The organism is Paenibacillus sp. CH40 (genome assembly GCF_024213605.1).
In the GTDB taxonomy this organism is placed as follows: Bacteria; Bacillota; Bacilli; order Paenibacillales; family Paenibacillaceae; genus Paenibacillus; species Paenibacillus polymyxa_B.
In genome coordinates this window covers 80,330-94,481 of record NZ_JANAVQ010000008.1, presented here as the reverse complement: position 1 = coordinate 94,481, position 14,152 = coordinate 80,330, and the positions used below count along the sequence as shown (strand labels likewise).

Annotated in this window: 13 protein-coding genes; 8 read left to right on the top strand and 5 right to left on the bottom strand. The window is 45.4% G+C overall.

Features of this window, described 5'->3' with window-relative positions; genetic code table 11:
- Positions 1 to 70 precede the first annotated feature (70 nt).
- From NLX73_RS20375 to aroD, 3 genes are all read left to right on the top strand, one after another.
- Positions 71 to 982, top strand: a complete 912-nt coding sequence (locus NLX73_RS20375; protein WP_254327167.1) for a LysR family transcriptional regulator — start codon at positions 71 to 73, stop codon at positions 980 to 982.
- Positions 983 to 1,112: 130 nt separating this feature from the next.
- Positions 1,113 to 2,375, top strand: a complete 1,263-nt coding sequence (locus NLX73_RS20370) for an MFS transporter (protein ID WP_254327166.1) — start codon at positions 1,113 to 1,115, stop codon at positions 2,373 to 2,375.
- A 103-nt stretch (positions 2,376 to 2,478) separates the two neighbouring features.
- Positions 2,479 to 3,243 carry a type I 3-dehydroquinate dehydratase gene (gene aroD, locus NLX73_RS20365; protein WP_254327165.1) on the top strand — a complete coding sequence of 255 codons (765 nt, stop codon included), beginning with the start codon at positions 2,479 to 2,481 and terminating at the stop codon, positions 3,241 to 3,243.
- A 106-nt stretch (positions 3,244 to 3,349) separates the two neighbouring features.
- Here aroD and NLX73_RS20360 read toward each other — a convergent pair whose 3' ends face one another.
- Positions 3,350 to 3,922 (bottom strand): shikimate kinase, encoded by a 573-nt coding sequence (locus NLX73_RS20360; protein WP_029517614.1) that lies wholly within the window; start codon positions 3,920 to 3,922, stop codon positions 3,350 to 3,352.
- A 554-nt stretch (positions 3,923 to 4,476) separates the two neighbouring features.
- Here NLX73_RS20360 and NLX73_RS20355 point away from each other — a divergent pair.
- From NLX73_RS20355 to NLX73_RS20345, 3 genes are all read left to right on the top strand, one after another.
- Positions 4,477 to 5,169 carry a pectate lyase gene (locus NLX73_RS20355; RefSeq protein WP_254327164.1) on the top strand — a complete coding sequence of 231 codons (693 nt, stop codon included), beginning with the start codon at positions 4,477 to 4,479 and terminating at the stop codon, positions 5,167 to 5,169.
- 144 nt (positions 5,170 to 5,313) lie between these two features.
- Positions 5,314 to 6,351, top strand: coding sequence for an aminoglycoside phosphotransferase family protein (locus NLX73_RS20350; RefSeq protein ID WP_254327163.1), 1,038 nt, complete (start codon positions 5,314 to 5,316; stop codon positions 6,349 to 6,351).
- Between the two features lie 54 nt (positions 6,352 to 6,405).
- Positions 6,406 to 7,404 (top strand): glycosyltransferase, encoded by a 999-nt coding sequence (locus NLX73_RS20345; RefSeq protein ID WP_025721310.1) that lies wholly within the window; start codon positions 6,406 to 6,408, stop codon positions 7,402 to 7,404.
- A 187-nt stretch (positions 7,405 to 7,591) separates the two neighbouring features.
- Here the strand turns inward: NLX73_RS20345 and NLX73_RS20340 are convergent, their stop codons facing one another.
- Both NLX73_RS20340 and NLX73_RS20335 read right to left on the bottom strand, forming a co-directional pair.
- Positions 7,592 to 8,083 (bottom strand): DUF1036 domain-containing protein, encoded by a 492-nt coding sequence (locus NLX73_RS20340; RefSeq protein WP_254327162.1) that lies wholly within the window; start codon positions 8,081 to 8,083, stop codon positions 7,592 to 7,594.
- A gap of 191 nt (positions 8,084 to 8,274) precedes the next feature.
- On the bottom strand, positions 8,275 to 9,483 hold the full coding sequence (locus NLX73_RS20335; RefSeq protein ID WP_254327161.1) for an MFS transporter: 1,209 nt from the start codon (positions 9,481 to 9,483) through the stop codon (positions 8,275 to 8,277).
- A 216-nt stretch (positions 9,484 to 9,699) separates the two neighbouring features.
- Here NLX73_RS20335 and cysK point away from each other — a divergent pair, with 216 nt between their 5' ends.
- Entirely contained in the window at positions 9,700 to 10,623 is a 924-nt protein-coding gene (gene cysK, locus NLX73_RS20330) for a cysteine synthase A (RefSeq protein ID WP_254327160.1), read from the top strand.
- A gap of 132 nt (positions 10,624 to 10,755) precedes the next feature.
- Positions 10,756 to 11,733: an aldo/keto reductase gene (locus tag NLX73_RS20325; protein WP_254327159.1), complete on the top strand. Its 978-nt coding sequence runs from the start codon at positions 10,756 to 10,758 to the stop codon at positions 11,731 to 11,733.
- A gap of 157 nt (positions 11,734 to 11,890) precedes the next feature.
- On the opposite strand, the gene NLX73_RS20320 is transcribed toward NLX73_RS20325, so the two are convergent.
- Together NLX73_RS20320 and NLX73_RS20315 are read right to left on the bottom strand one after the other, a co-directional pair.
- Positions 11,891 to 12,691 carry a WYL domain-containing protein gene (locus tag NLX73_RS20320; protein WP_254327158.1) on the bottom strand — a complete coding sequence of 267 codons (801 nt, stop codon included), beginning with the start codon at positions 12,689 to 12,691 and terminating at the stop codon, positions 11,891 to 11,893.
- Positions 12,666 to 13,991 (bottom strand): helix-turn-helix transcriptional regulator, encoded by a 1,326-nt coding sequence (locus NLX73_RS20315; RefSeq protein ID WP_254327157.1) that lies wholly within the window; start codon positions 13,989 to 13,991, stop codon positions 12,666 to 12,668. Before NLX73_RS20315 ends, NLX73_RS20320 begins: the two co-directional genes overlap by 26 nt.
- Positions 13,992 to 14,152: the final 161 nt, after the last annotated feature.

Genomic DNA, 14,152 nt, shown 5'->3' with positions numbered 1-14,152 from the left:
TATTTTTATCGTTTTTCATAGTTTGGTTCTATAATTTAAAATATGAATTAAAGAAGGAGAGTACATCATTATGAACCTGAAGCACTTACAATATTTTCGTGTACTTGCAGAGATGGAGCATTTTACCCAGGCAGCTGTGCGACTATGTATTACACAACCCAGTTTAAGTCATGCGATTTCAGAATTAGAAAAAGATTTGGGAGTTCATCTGTTTGAGAAGCAGGGGAGAAATATTCGGTTAAACAAATACGGACGATTTTTCCTGAAGTATGTGGAGCACGCGATGGATGAATTGGAAAAGGGAGAACACCACTTACGGGAGTTAGTGAGTCCAAGCCATGGAAATATAGATTTGGCGTTCATTTACACGTTAGGCTCGCATTTCATTCCAGCGATTATTCAAGCCTTTTCGGCTCTGGATGCCCGTAAAGATATCTCCTTTTCGTTTCACCAAGGGAATACGAACGATATTATCCAGGGGCTAAAGCAGGAACATTATGATGTGGCGTTCTGCTCTCACATGGAAAATGAACCGGATGTGGAGTTTATTCCGTTGGCTCAGCAGGAACTGGTTGTCATTGTTTCACCTGATCATCCACTGGCATCCCTAGACCAAATTGATCTCAAGGATACAGCCGATTATCCGGTAATCTTCTTCAACAAAAAGAGTGGGGTCCGGCCCATTATTGAAAATTTGTTCGCCAAAGCGGGTGTTACGCCACAGATTATTTGCGAGATTGAAGAGGATACAGCAATGGCAGGACTGGTGTCTGTCAATTACGGAATTGGGGTTATGCCTCGAATTTCATCGTTAGATTATTTTAACGTCAAAACATTGCCTATTGTAAATCCAGAGTACGAGCGTTTTATCTACCTAGCCAGCATCAAAAATAGATATTTATCCCCGGCAGTAGTGGACTTTCGGAACTTTGCACTAAGTTACGGCAAGGAGTTCTATCTGAAAACGCATCAGCGCGTCTAGGCTGAGGTCCCGCAATATTTAAACTTGATAAATCTTAAAATGTGTTCTATACTTCATCATCGACACAGGTAATGTGAAATGATTCACATTTTTAATACTACAAGACTTACTTACAAAAGCAGGTGAATTCATGATGAAACGTTCTTCTTTTCCAGTGGCGACAGGCCTTTATGTAAACTATCTTTTGTTCGGCATGTTTAATATTATGCTAGCGTCCCACATGTCTTTTTTAACAGAGCATTTGCATACAGATCAGGCGGGCATCAGTCTCTTGGTTTCTGCGATGGGATTTGGCAGGCTGTTTACGCTGTACATATCCGGGGTGCTCTCCGACCGTTATGGTCGTAAGCCGTTTATTGTGGCAGCAGGGCTACTGATGGCTGTATTCTTGGTCGGTATACCGCTGAGTCCCAGCTTTGAGATGGCGATCATACTGGCAGTGCTGGCAGGTGTAGCGAATTCCTTTCTTGATTCAGGTACTTATCCAGCGCTGATCGAAGCTTTCCCCCAATCCTCTGGTTCGGCTACAGTGTTGGTGAGAGGTTTTATATCCGTCGGGGCGGCATTTTTGCCGTTAATGATTATCTTTTTTATGAATCACGACATTTTCTACGGGTTCTCTTTCTTTTTACCAGCCCTCATATTTGCTTTAAATGCAATTTACTTGTTCAAGATGAAGTTCCCAGACATGCGGGTTCAGTCACCCAAGAAGCCAGTTGGTGATACTTCTGTATCAAGCGTTGAGCAAACGGGAAAATTGGAGACAAATGACCGAAGTAAGCCGCGGTTTTGGCAGGAGGGGCTATGCCTTATCTTGCTCGGATTTACGGGACCTACCTTGCTTTATATTGTGCAATTATGGCTGCCTACTTTTGGACAACAGTTTATCGGTATGACCGAATCAGAGTCTCTCAGATTATTAGTTTATTACAATGTCGGTTCGCTGATTTCCGTGTTTGTATTGGTAATTGTGTTAAGAAAATGGGTTAAACCTGTTCACATTATTCTTATTTATCCATGTATTTCCTTGTTGGCTTTTGGAGCGCTTCTTCTTTTCAAGTCAGGGGCGGCGGCCATTATTTGTGCGAGTGTCATTGGGTTTTCAATATCGGGTGTACTCCAGCTGACGTTAACCGTAATGAGTGAATTTTTTAGTCAACGAAAAGGACAGATTACCGGGTTTGTTTATACAGCAACCTCGCTGTCATACACGGTCATTCCTGTGTTTACAGGCTTTCTTTTGAAACATTCTCAGATATCGAGTGTTTTTATGCTAGCTATTATTGTGAATGTGCTAGGGATCGTACTGGCGGTGTTTGTTAATTTTCGGTACAGTTTAGTTTTTCCAGCAAGTCGCAAATTGTCCCCTAAAATCGTACTGGATACCAAATAAATGACGACAGGACCTAATCATCTGCATGCTTATTCAGAATGCGTTATACTATGAATTATTGTACATGTTCGACTTGAAACTGTAATTTGGGAGTGAGATAGAGATGGCTAAAATCGTAAAGGTGAAAGATGTTCTGATCGGTGAAGGAGCGCCAAAAATTTGTGTGCCCATGGTGGGAGAAACGTTGGAGCAGTTGAAGGAAGAGGCCACTTATTTGCGTACGCTCGACCTGGATATCGTGGAGTGGAGAGTCGATTTTTTCGAGCATGTGGAGGATTTGGAAAAGGTGAAAGCTGCCTTACATGAAATTCGGTCTATTTTAGCAAATGTTCCGCTCGTATTTACGTTCCGTAGCGCTCGGGAAGGCGGAGAAAAGGAAATCAGTACGGCGAGTTATGTGGAATTGAACCGTACAGTAGCCGAAACGGGACAAGTTGAACTTATTGATGTAGAGCTTTTTAATGAGGAAGCTGATGTGAAGACGCTGGTAGAAGCAGCACATAAGCATAACGTATATGTGATTATATCTAATCATGATTTTCATAAGACGCCGTCGAAGGAGGAGATTGTGTCCCGGTTACGCAAGGCGCAGGAATTAGGAGGCGATCTGCCTAAGATAGCAGTGATGCCGACCAATACAGCCGATGTTCTTACTTTGCTGGATGCCACACGTACCATGGCAGAAGAGCATGCAGATCGGCCGATTATTACGATGTCGATGGCGGGGAAAGGTGTCGTGAGCCGCCTGACCGGAGAACTGTTTGGTTCGGCTCTGACCTTTGGTGCTGCTAAGAAAGCTTCCGCTCCGGGGCAGATTCCTGTCACTGAACTGAGAGAGATATTGACGGTGCTGCATAGCCATTCTTAAAAGATGGATAGCATTACTCGCCAGTCAGTAATATATCCGTAGTGAACCAAAAAAGGAGGGCCCCATGCAGTAAGCATGCTGGAGCCCTCCTTTTTTGGTGTAACTCTTAATTCAATCCCCGAGTAGGTTCATATAACTCCCAACCTAGATTCAGCGTTTGAATAATATAGTCTGCGACTTCTTCCGCATCCAACTGATCCGTATCGATCTTGGAGTGATTCACCGCGTAAATGTCCTGTCTGGAACGGAAAAGATCCTCAATTTCCCCTAAAGTCTTGTTTTGTAGATTGGGGCGGGTGTCAATCAGCATCTTAAGCCGATCTTTCCAGGAATCCCAATTCAAATCCAAGAAGAAAACAATCGATGAAGCCAAACAAGCTTGCTTCACCTCTTCCTGTAAAAATGCACCACCGCCAACGGAAATGATTTTAAGGCGTGTGTTGCTGCACAGCTTCAAAATATGCTCTTTTTCAATCTCACGGAAACGTTTCTCTCCATAAGTTTTGAAAATCTCGGTTGTTGGCATGTTGTACTCTTGTTCAATCTCCTGGTCAATATCCACGAAATCGCGATACAGCTTGCGCGCTAGATGGGAACCGATTGTTGTTTTACCTACACCCATAAAGCCGATGAGCACAATATTTTGTTCTTTTAATGGAATCTCACTATTGTTTTGCACGATAACCACTCTTTTCTCACCAGTAATGTTGAGATGTAACGCTTCAAAGCACTAAATACATTATACGTTCATCAAACGTGTCATTCAATAGTATAGATCACATCAAAAATAAGGTATAGGACGGAAAAGAGCTTGTGAATACCATTATAGTGATCTAGAGTAAGTCAACGAGACTAGATATTCAAGTCTTGTAATGCGTAAATTGCTGAAAAACAACTTTGTACAAGTATAAAAAAGGCAAAATTGTGTACTTAATTGAAAATAAGCATATATTTTGCCGAAAAATATATTGAAATTACTGGAAGTAGGATTATAATAGAATTATGCAAATTGTAAATGTAATCGCTCTATTTACAATTTGTGTGTACCTGAATTTATAGAATACAGTTACTTTGAACCAAAAACCAAGTATACATATGCAAATAGTATAATAATGCTTTATAGACATGTATCGGTCAATGGGTTCATTGTACGAAGGTGGTGATACGGTCTACGCGTTCTAGTCAACGAAGAATTGGAACAATAAAAAATATCTACGAGAGGGATGAATTGAAATGAAAACAAACACAGCTAAAGTATTGAAAAAGGGAATCAGTATCGCTTTATCAGGAATGTTGATCGCGTTATTTGTCGGCAATTATTCTGCACATGCAGCACCAGAAGTCGTTCATAAGACCATACTTGTTAAAGCTGGAGAAGTATACGATGGTAAAGGCAAGACTGTAGTGGCTGATCCCGATACCTTGGGAGATGGAAGCCAGAAAGAGGCTCAAAAGCCTATTTTCAAGCTTGAAAATAATGCAACTTTGAAAAATGTGACCATCGCTGCCCCTGCTGCGGATGGTGTGCATGTATATGGCAACGGAACTATTTCCAACGTAACGTGGGAGGATGTAGGTGAAGATGCCTTGACGCTTAAAGAACCAGGCACGGTAAACATTACGGGCGGTGGAGCGTTCCATGCGTACGATAAAGTATTCCAAATTAATGCCGAAGGCACGATTAACATTAAAAACTTTAGAGCCGATGATATCGGAAAGCTGGTTCGCCAACTTGGGGGCTCTACATTCAGAGTGAATATGACTTTGGATAACTCGGATATTTCCAATGTAAAGGACTCGATCCTGAGATCGGATGGTCCTAACAGCAAAGCTAAAATTACGAACACTCGTTATCACAATGTGAAACAATTGTTCAAAGGCTTTAAATCCAGTAATACGAGCGAGTCCGGCAATACTCAATATTAATCGGTATAGAATAGAATAAGGATAGGAGTATGGATGTGATAAGGGGCTGCCAACAGGTCGCGTGATCTGCTTGGCAAGCCCCTTTTTGGGTGCAGCGAGTTACCCCAAGATGATCTGGGCTTCGTTCGGAACGAGGACTGTGATATGATCGTGCTATTACATTTTATACAAAAAAGTTGGGTGGCTATGAATCCTTTTCATCAATATGTGAATGTTGACGGCACCTTAAATGATACGCTGGTGCGGAATCGTGAGGTTTTATATACAGGTACGAATGGCCGGCATGTGGAACGTTTTTACGTGTCATCCTCTGAAAGTTATATATTTAAACCGCTAACCAACGATGGTCAGGAAGGGCGTGAGAGATGGGTGTATGAGCATGTGCTTCCTGCGTTATCACCGATCTATCCTCGATTGCTAGCCTGGTCTGATGCAGGTGCGGATGGCGGAGGAGAATGGATGGTTTTTGAGGACCTTGGTTCGTTACATCATCTACACGCAGACGAAACTTTATTGCGAGCTGTTGGACTTGTTGCATGGTGGCATGCTTTGCCGACGGATCGTTTTGCTGGGATGCCGTTACGGGGACCAAAGCCACTTATTCAGGAGATGGTTTCCGAGCTATACACGCGCAAGCCGGATGTGTTAAAGCTTTGCAGCTCACTGGGTTTATCTAAGCAACAGATGCTGCGTATATGTGTACAGCTGGAGCATGTATCTTTTTCACAGCAGCTTGTACTGTCTCATGGTGATCTTCATCCGGGGAACTATGCGCTGAGCGGGGAACGGCTTATGGTATTGGATTGGGAGCATGCTCATCTGAACACACCGCTGTGGGATGTATATCACCTGATCGATATGTCCCATCCGTTGTTTCCCCGACGCATGACGTCCGAATTGCGTATTCGTATGCTGGACACATACGTGGAGCAGCTGGAGCTGTTAGGGAAAAGAGTGGATCGAACGGCATTTATGCTGGAATATGGCATGTTTGCGGTGGTATTTTCGCTCTGGATGCTGTTGTTAATCACAAGTGATTTGCAAAGGATTGGAACGAACCTGCATAGAAACGCCGACAAATGGTCAAAAGAGCAATTAGAGTCCCAGTTGGATGAAACGTTAGCCTGTTTGAACCAATGTGCAGCAATGATGGATTGGGGTCAAGCCCAACAATGTAGATAGTAGCTTAAGACATAGACTGTGTTTAGTTAGCCAAAGAAGGTAGGGAATATATCCATGAAAAAAGTCGGTTTAGTCATGAGAAAAATACAATTTGCTGAAGCACAGGGTCCACGTATTTTTGCAGAGCGTCTGAAGCAGATTGGGTTGGAATTGGGGGTGGACATTGTATTTGTATCACCGGAGCGCCATGTGAGCAGCCATGATTGGCTTCCGGGCTATGAGCACGAAAAGGGCGACCTGGTCAATTATGACGTCGTACTGGACCAACTCCATGAGCAGCAGATTGAGCACGTTATTTATACGGTATCTGGCTTTACCTATTTGAATATGTTTTTTAAAAACAGCGTGCTTTTTCCGCATAGTTTTCCTGATCCGGCGCTTACAGGTTATGAGATGATGAAGCCTTTTTATCAGATCGTGGACAAGGCTATTGTACAGACTGCCTTTCTCAAGCAGGAGATGGCTTCGAAGTTTGGCGTAACCGATGTGACAGTCATCCCGATCGGATTCAATGAGCGTCTGGTGGAAAAGCATTTTGATCCCTCGCAAGTGGTAGAGAACCGGGTGATGTGGATTGGTAGAGATGAGGAGAACCGACGTCCGGATTTGGTGCTGGAGTATGCGAGGCATAATCCTGACAAGGATGTCTATATGGTATTTGGCGGTGAACGCTACAAGGAAAGTATGAAGAAGTACGATATCCCGGACAATGTTAAACTTCAATTTGCGTTGACGCAAGATGAGGTGTTTGCACTGATGAACACGGCGAAGGTGTATTGGAGCTGCTCCAAATTCGATACATTCGCAATGCCGCTGACCGAAGCGCTCGCTATGGGGAAAATCGTCGTGAAGCCAGAGCATCCTTGCTATGGACATATCAGCTCTACGCATTCTTTTTCAGGGAATGAGAAAAACTGGTTCGAGCTGGTCAATATGGCTGCCGCCTCACCGCGTCGGGTTTCTACAGAAAATCAGGCATACGCCATGGAACAGTTTTCAAGTCAGGTGATGAAGCAGGGCTATCGGGACTTTTTTGATCATTGGTTAAGCTGAACGGCGAGGCAAAATACTATGGTTGCAACAAGCGTTTGAATGTCCAGAGTGAAATAAAAATAACCCGCAAGGTGGTCACTTTTTTTAAAAAATGTCCATCTTGCGGGTTACGGTTCATTGTGTTTTTTCAAAGGGGCTTTGTAGTGTTTGCAACCAGGTTGCGCCTTTTATTGGCGAATTCTTTGACTTATCGTTTGGACTTTACTGGAACCGGGGTTCCTTTTTTAAATCGAGTCGGTCTTCTCGGAATTCTGCGAATGCCGGAGTCCTCCGATTTGGAAGGTAATGCTTTATGAGTTGTTTTTGTTGACAGTTGGCTTTGGTTGGTTCTACTGAAATCGACAGTGTAATTATCTACAGATGAATCAATGGCAAGTCGGCGCATCCCCACTCGTCTGGATGATCCGCTGCTAAAGTTCCAGCACCAGTGAAAATCATGGCTAGTATTTCTCGGAAGCCGTGTGCGGTACGTACCACGCCACGAATTGGAGTGATCTTCAGCATAATAATAGAATGTGGTTCCCCCTACAGACCCGCTCCATACTTCTCTCGTATCACCAGGTTCTATCCGATACCAGCCCATTTTAGAATAATTGGTGGGATGACAGTCGGAACTAGGATAAGCATAGGCGGCATAGATGGTGTTACTCGTGTTGTTTGTAAAAAAAAGGCTCATCATACACACTTCTTTCCTCATAAATTGGTATTGCAATGCATACTATGAGGAATTTAGAAGAAGAGAGTGGACAATATCTCTCAATCTATGAAAAATGAACCATTCGTTTACGTCCAACCTGCTGTTTTTAGAGATATGCCGCCATTCATTGCTCTCCGGTTAATAGCTGACACTGCCCAACAAACTGAACGATTCTATGACTGTATCTCAGCTATCGATTCAGTATGAGCCGTCTTGCGATCCACAATGTAGCTAACTATCATGAGTAGCAGACCGCCGACAGTGATTAGCGATGCAACCCATGGAATAGCGGCTAGCCCCATTTGATTAATAACGACTCCACCGATAAAAGCGCCGCCTGCGTTACCCAGATTCAATGCGGAATGACTGGAGGTAGAAGCAAGCAAAGGAGCCTCATAGGCCAGATTCATGATGCGAACCTGAATACCCGGCATGATGCCGAATGCAGCAATGCCCCAGATAAAGACAGTGATGACGGCTAATACCTGGCTTTGAAGCGTAAATGTCAGAATGGCCAAAATAATAGCCAGTATAGCATAGTTTGCGACCAGGGATGGAAGTAGTTTCCAATCTGCAAGCTTGCCGCCAACGATATTGCCGATCGTTACCCCTAGGCCAAACAGGACGAGAATCCAGGTAATGCTATGTTCGGCAAAGCCACTAATGTCCGTAAGCAAAGGCGTAATGTACGTAAAGACAGTGAACAGACTACCACAACCGACTGCACCTGTGAGCAGCATCAGCAGCACTTTTGGATTAAACAGGCTTTTGACTTCTTGTTTGAGACTGGAAGGCTTGTCCTGGTGAATTACCGGAATGTAACGAATGATACCAAAGAGAGAAATCAAGCCGATGACCACAATAGCTCCAAAGGAAGCACGCCAGCCGAGTTGTTGTCCGATAAAGGTTCCAAAGGGCACACCAATAATGTTTGCCACGGTCAAACCGGTCAGCACCATAGAAATGGCACCCGCGCGCTTGTCAGGACGAACCAGTCGGGCAGCGATCAGGGAACCGGCTCCCAAAAAGGTTCCGTGCGATAATGCAGTAGCCATACGGGCCGCAATCAGAAATTCGTAATTGGGAGCAATGACGGAAAAAAGATTGCCTAAAATGAATATGGTCATTAGTAGGCATAGCAGCTTTTTCTGCGGAACCTTATGGGTTAATACAGTAAGCACAGGCGCACCAATGGCTACACCAAGCGCGTAACTGGTGATTAACTGCCCGGCTTGCGGAATCGTAACATGAAGATCATGGGCTACATTGGGCAGTAGTCCCATAATGACGAATTCGGTCATGCCGATGGCGAAGGCACCAAGGGTCAACCATAGCAAGGAGGGGGGAAAGCGATTTGCTGTCATATTTTGTTGATTACTCATAAGTGTCTTGTATCCTCCTGGAAAAATAGTAATGCGAGTATATCATTACAGGCGATATCTGGCGACCCATTTTGCAAGAATTTTACATACTAAGTTGATGAGTTTTATGTAATTTACAAAAGCGACAGGTAGGAAGGAGCCAAGTATGTTATTTTGGTAGTATGATATTAAGATCGTAAATAACGCTGTAAGGAACGATCTAAGGAGGATACAACGATGGCACCTAAAGTGGTACATAGTATTACAGATTTAATAGGAGATACACCTTGTGTAAGACTCCAACGGCTCACAGGGCCGCAGGATGCGGAAGTGTATGTGAAGCTGGAGTATTTTAATCCAAGCGGCAGTGTTAAAGATCGGGCGGCGGGCAACCTGATTGCCGAGGCTGAAAAGGCAGGACACCTAAAGTCGGGAGGCACCATTATTGAGCCGACGAGTGGCAACACAGGAATTGGTCTTGCGATGAATGCGGCAGCCCGAGGTTACCGTGCAATTTTGGTGATGCCCTCGAATATGACGAAGGAACGGATCAATATTTTGAAAGCCTACGGGGCTGAGGTCGTACTAACACCAGCGGAAGAACGGATGCCAGGAGCGATTCGCAAGGCACTCGAATTGGGGGCTGAAATTGAAGGGAGCTTTATCCCGCATCAATTTGAAAATGAGGCAAATCCCGATATCCACCGTACGACGACGGCACTGGAAATTTTGGAACAGACGGAAGGGAAGCTGGATGTGTTCGTCGCTTCTTCGGGAACGGGCGGTACCATTACGGGAACAGGTGAAGTGCTACGTCAGCATTTGCCGGATCTGCGGATTGTTGTAGTTGAGCCGAAGGGTTCGCCAGTGCTATCTGGAGGAAAACCCGGTCCACATAAGCTGGTTGGCACCAGTCCAGGCTTTGTTCCCACCGTGCTGAATACGGAAGTGTATGACGAAATCGTGCAGGTTTCCGATGAGGATGCGATTGCAATGACACGAGCGATTGCTGCCCAGGAAGGGATTCTGGTTGGTCCCTCTAGCGGAGCTACGATATGGACGGCGATTCAGGAAGCGCGGCGTTTGGGAGCAGGCAAACGGGTACTTTGCATTGCCCCGGATACCGGAGAACGTTATCTGAGCATGGGGATATTCGGATAAAAAGATGTGGATGGGGACCAAAGTGATACACGACCGTAAGTAAGTGGTAAAATAGGTGTGTGATAGCGGTTCCACGAACTATTCATATGTGGATGAAGCAGGGAATATTTTGAGGGTTGAAGGAGGAGCAGCATGAAGATTATGCCTTTACAGAAACGTGGAATCTCCGATAGTCGGCTGGCGCTCGGTTGTATGCCTTTTGGTGGAGAATGGAGCCATGTACCGTTTACGCAGGAGCATGTCGTTGAAGCGGAAAGAGCTGTAGAAGCTGCACAATCCATTGGGATTACGATGTTCGATCATGCGGATATCTATCGTATGGGGAAAGCGGAAGAGATTTTCGGCCGGATTTTAAAGGGACAGCCGGGCTTGCGTGAACAAATCGTAATTCAGTCCAAATGCGGCATTTGTCTGCCAGATGGTACGCTCCCGGGCCGCTTTGATTTCTCATATGCTCATATTATGGAGTCCGTGGATGGTATCCTGAAGCGTCTGGGTACCGAATATTTGGACATCCTGTTGCTGCATCGCCCTGATCCGCTGGTAGAGCCGGAAGAAGTAGCGAAGGCGTTCAGCGAGCTTAAGACATCTGGCAAAGTACGGCATTTTGGCGTTTCCAATATGAATGTAAGCCAAATTCGGTTTCTGGAACGGAGCCTAACGGAGCCGCTGATCGTTAATCAGCTGGAAATGAGCCTAGCCCATCTGCATTTTGTAGATCAGACAGTACATGTGAACCAGCAGGCAGGGACAAATGTACATTTTGGCGAAGGTTTGCTGGAATATTGCCAAACCGAGGATATTCAGCTCCAAGCCTGGGGACCGCTGGCGCAGGGACGTTTTAGCGGAGGTCCTTTGGAAGGGCAGCCTGAGCATGTCGTTAAGACGGCAGAACTGGTGCAGAAGCTAGCTTCTGAAAAGGAAACGACACGTGAAGCGATCGTCCTTGGCTGGCTTATGAAACATCCGGCACGGATTCAGCCCGTCCTTGGCAGCGCCAATCCTGAACGAATCAAGGCATGTCAGGATGCGGAACGCCAGAGCGAGCTGATGACCCGTGAGGAATGGTATGAATTGTATGTCAGTGCGCGCGGACAAGCCTTGCCGTAACTGGTACTGCGGATCAGCTTGTTATAGCAGGCGTATGTGGATGTAAGTGTATGACCTTGTTTATACGAACTGTAGTTTAATAAGGCCCTCCCTTCGTCTCATTAACAGACGGAGGGAGGGCCTATTTACATGGATGCATCTCATATTGCCTCAGTAGCTATTCCTCCTCGTAGCGTGCAAGGGCCTTGGCCGTTGTTTCCTTCATTCGCGAGATCAGCCGGGAGCCTTGGACGACCTTGACACGTTTGCCAAGGAAACGGATTTTGGATAGCACATATTCACATTCGTCTGCCTGGAAGGTGAGCGTAATACGATAGGTATCTGTTTCCTGAACATATTCGACCTCTTTTTCAAAGCAGGAAAAAGCATATAAAATACGAGACATTTCACCGTTGTATATGGGAATAATTTCGATGATGCCATGCTCCTTGCGCGACTCCAGTATACCGAGTATACGTTGGGTGAATTTTTCGGCCTCTTCGGGTAGAAGCTCATCTTCCATGATGTTCACGATATTAGACAGCTTGGTAGACATGAGCGCGCGGTGTCTGCGGTTATACCACAGCAGGCTCCATTCTTTTTTGACCATGGAGAACTCCAGCTTATATGGAAAACCAGACATTCGCTCATGCATGCGTCCGTTGCGCAGTTTGTAGGTCATACAGATACCTGAACGGGACCGCAGAATGGGACGCAATTCACGCAGGAGTGGATGATATACCGAGACAGCAGGGAGACCTGCTTTTTCCCGCAAACTCCTATCGGCCTCCAGCGGCTCGTCGTCTGCGAGCATCTGCCGAAGCTTGTCAAGCGTAGACGGGGTGAAAGCCTCTATTGCTGCCGAATCTGTCAGCATAGATTGGAGCCAGACTCTTTCCTGCGATGTGGTAGCAAAAGCGCCCGATTCATCCAGCCGAGAGACGATCTGATAGTTAAATATTTTCTCGAACAGGCTCATAATAGGCTTGCAGCTCCTTCCATTCCTGTCTGAATTCCTTACGCAGCCGCTGGGGCTCCAATACCTCACAGCTTGATCCGAAGCTGCGAATCCACGGCTTAATCTCGGTGATTCCATTCACTGTGATTTCATAGATAAAGGATTCACTTTCTTCCTCCGCAATCGTACCCCACTGTCCCTGTGACAGCACACGTTCCCGAATAAAGTTGTGCTTCGCGCCCTCAGGATTAAAAAAACGTACCCGTACCTTCACAGGACGACCGGTATCAACAAGCCAGCTGTACCGCATTTTTTCTTCCAACACCGCTAGCAGATCGGCATGAAACTGCTCTGGTACAGGCTTGCCCTCCACCAATTGAGTCATGCCCTCCATACGAAACTTCATGATTCCTTTACCACCTACATGACCAAGAACATACCAACGTCCATATTGATGATCATAGATGACTTGCAGGGGCAGAATGGTATGTTCACGGCCCTCCGTCTCTTTTTCAAACAGCGGGTTTGTGTTCTGTGACCCGTACATGCTTCGTTTGGATGTCGAAAAATATAAAAAAGTTACACAGCGACGTTGCCGAATGGCATGCAGAAGCGGATGAATATGGGCTTCGTCCAGAATGCGTGAATAATAGTGGTATTTATATAAAAAAGGTTCAATCATATCCCGATCTCCGGCTTGACGGCGCATAGCTTTTTTTAGATAATCTCGCAACAGATATCCCTGAACAGAGGGAAGCTGGGTGTTGGCCATAATGTCTACAAAATCATATAAGTCCAGTAATTCCTCGTCCGTCAGTCCTGTCACCAGATCGTTGCGGACAGCATAGCGGTAAGGTCTGCCGCCGGGCTCCTTGCGAACCACGCCCACTTCGACCAGATATTTCAGATCGGAACGAATCGTTTTTTCATCTGGCAGCGAACTGTCGGAAGGCAGCCCGTTGCAGCAAGCATCCAGCAATTCCATAGTGGTCAGAGGCTGTGACTGTAGCGCTGTCAGCAGAAGAGATAAGCGGACGCTTTCTGATTCCTTGAGCGATTTAGCCCGAAACAAGAATAAAAGTAATGGATCAGCGGATTCGTAGTAATTAAAGCGCAGCATCTCATTAAAATCATGTCCTTGGTCCTCAGGCAACTGTTGTTGTACGGATTGGACGATTTCCTTGAGGCGCCGGATTGTTTTATCAAAGGTATGCACTGAAATGCCCAGTCTGTCTGCAAATTGCTGCCGATTATAAGCGCCGCTGGTCAGTGTGAGCATGCGCAGGAATTGAATTTCTTTATCAAAACTCTCTCTCGCCATGATGCATTCCCCGTTTCTGTTGCCGTTCTCCGAAAGCAAGTATCCCTTTATTCTAACAGGGAAGGGATGCAGGAAAAAGGGAATTTATTCATCTTTGTAATACTTCCACCATGTTCACGACTTCCAAAATAAAGCATCATAGGAATATAAGATAGCACGAT

What these genes read in the sequence shown, in the direction of transcription:
- NLX73_RS20375 (WP_254327167.1), top strand. Translation starts at nt 71, where the DNA reads ATGAACCTGAAGCACTTACAATATTTTCGTGTACTTGCAGAGATGGAG.
- NLX73_RS20370 (WP_254327166.1), top strand. Translation starts at nt 1,113, where the DNA reads ATGATGAAACGTTCTTCTTTTCCAGTGGCGACAGGCCTTTATGTAAAC.
- aroD (WP_254327165.1), top strand. Translation starts at nt 2,479, where the DNA reads ATGGCTAAAATCGTAAAGGTGAAAGATGTTCTGATCGGTGAAGGAGCG.
- NLX73_RS20355 (WP_254327164.1), top strand. Translation starts at nt 4,477, where the DNA reads ATGAAAACAAACACAGCTAAAGTATTGAAAAAGGGAATCAGTATCGCT.
- NLX73_RS20350 (WP_254327163.1), top strand. Translation starts at nt 5,314, where the DNA reads ATGATCGTGCTATTACATTTTATACAAAAAAGTTGGGTGGCTATGAAT.
- NLX73_RS20345 (WP_025721310.1), top strand. Translation starts at nt 6,406, where the DNA reads ATGAAAAAAGTCGGTTTAGTCATGAGAAAAATACAATTTGCTGAAGCA.
- NLX73_RS20340 (WP_254327162.1), bottom strand. Translation starts at nt 8,083, where the DNA reads ATGATGAGCCTTTTTTTTACAAACAACACGAGTAACACCATCTATGCC.
- NLX73_RS20335 (WP_254327161.1), bottom strand. Translation starts at nt 9,483, where the DNA reads ATGAGTAATCAACAAAATATGACAGCAAATCGCTTTCCCCCCTCCTTG.
- cysK (WP_254327160.1), top strand. Translation starts at nt 9,700, where the DNA reads ATGGCACCTAAAGTGGTACATAGTATTACAGATTTAATAGGAGATACA.
- NLX73_RS20325 (WP_254327159.1), top strand. Translation starts at nt 10,756, where the DNA reads ATGAAGATTATGCCTTTACAGAAACGTGGAATCTCCGATAGTCGGCTG.
- NLX73_RS20320 (WP_254327158.1), bottom strand. Translation starts at nt 12,691, where the DNA reads ATGAGCCTGTTCGAGAAAATATTTAACTATCAGATCGTCTCTCGGCTG.
- NLX73_RS20315 (WP_254327157.1), bottom strand. Translation starts at nt 13,991, where the DNA reads ATGGCGAGAGAGAGTTTTGATAAAGAAATTCAATTCCTGCGCATGCTC.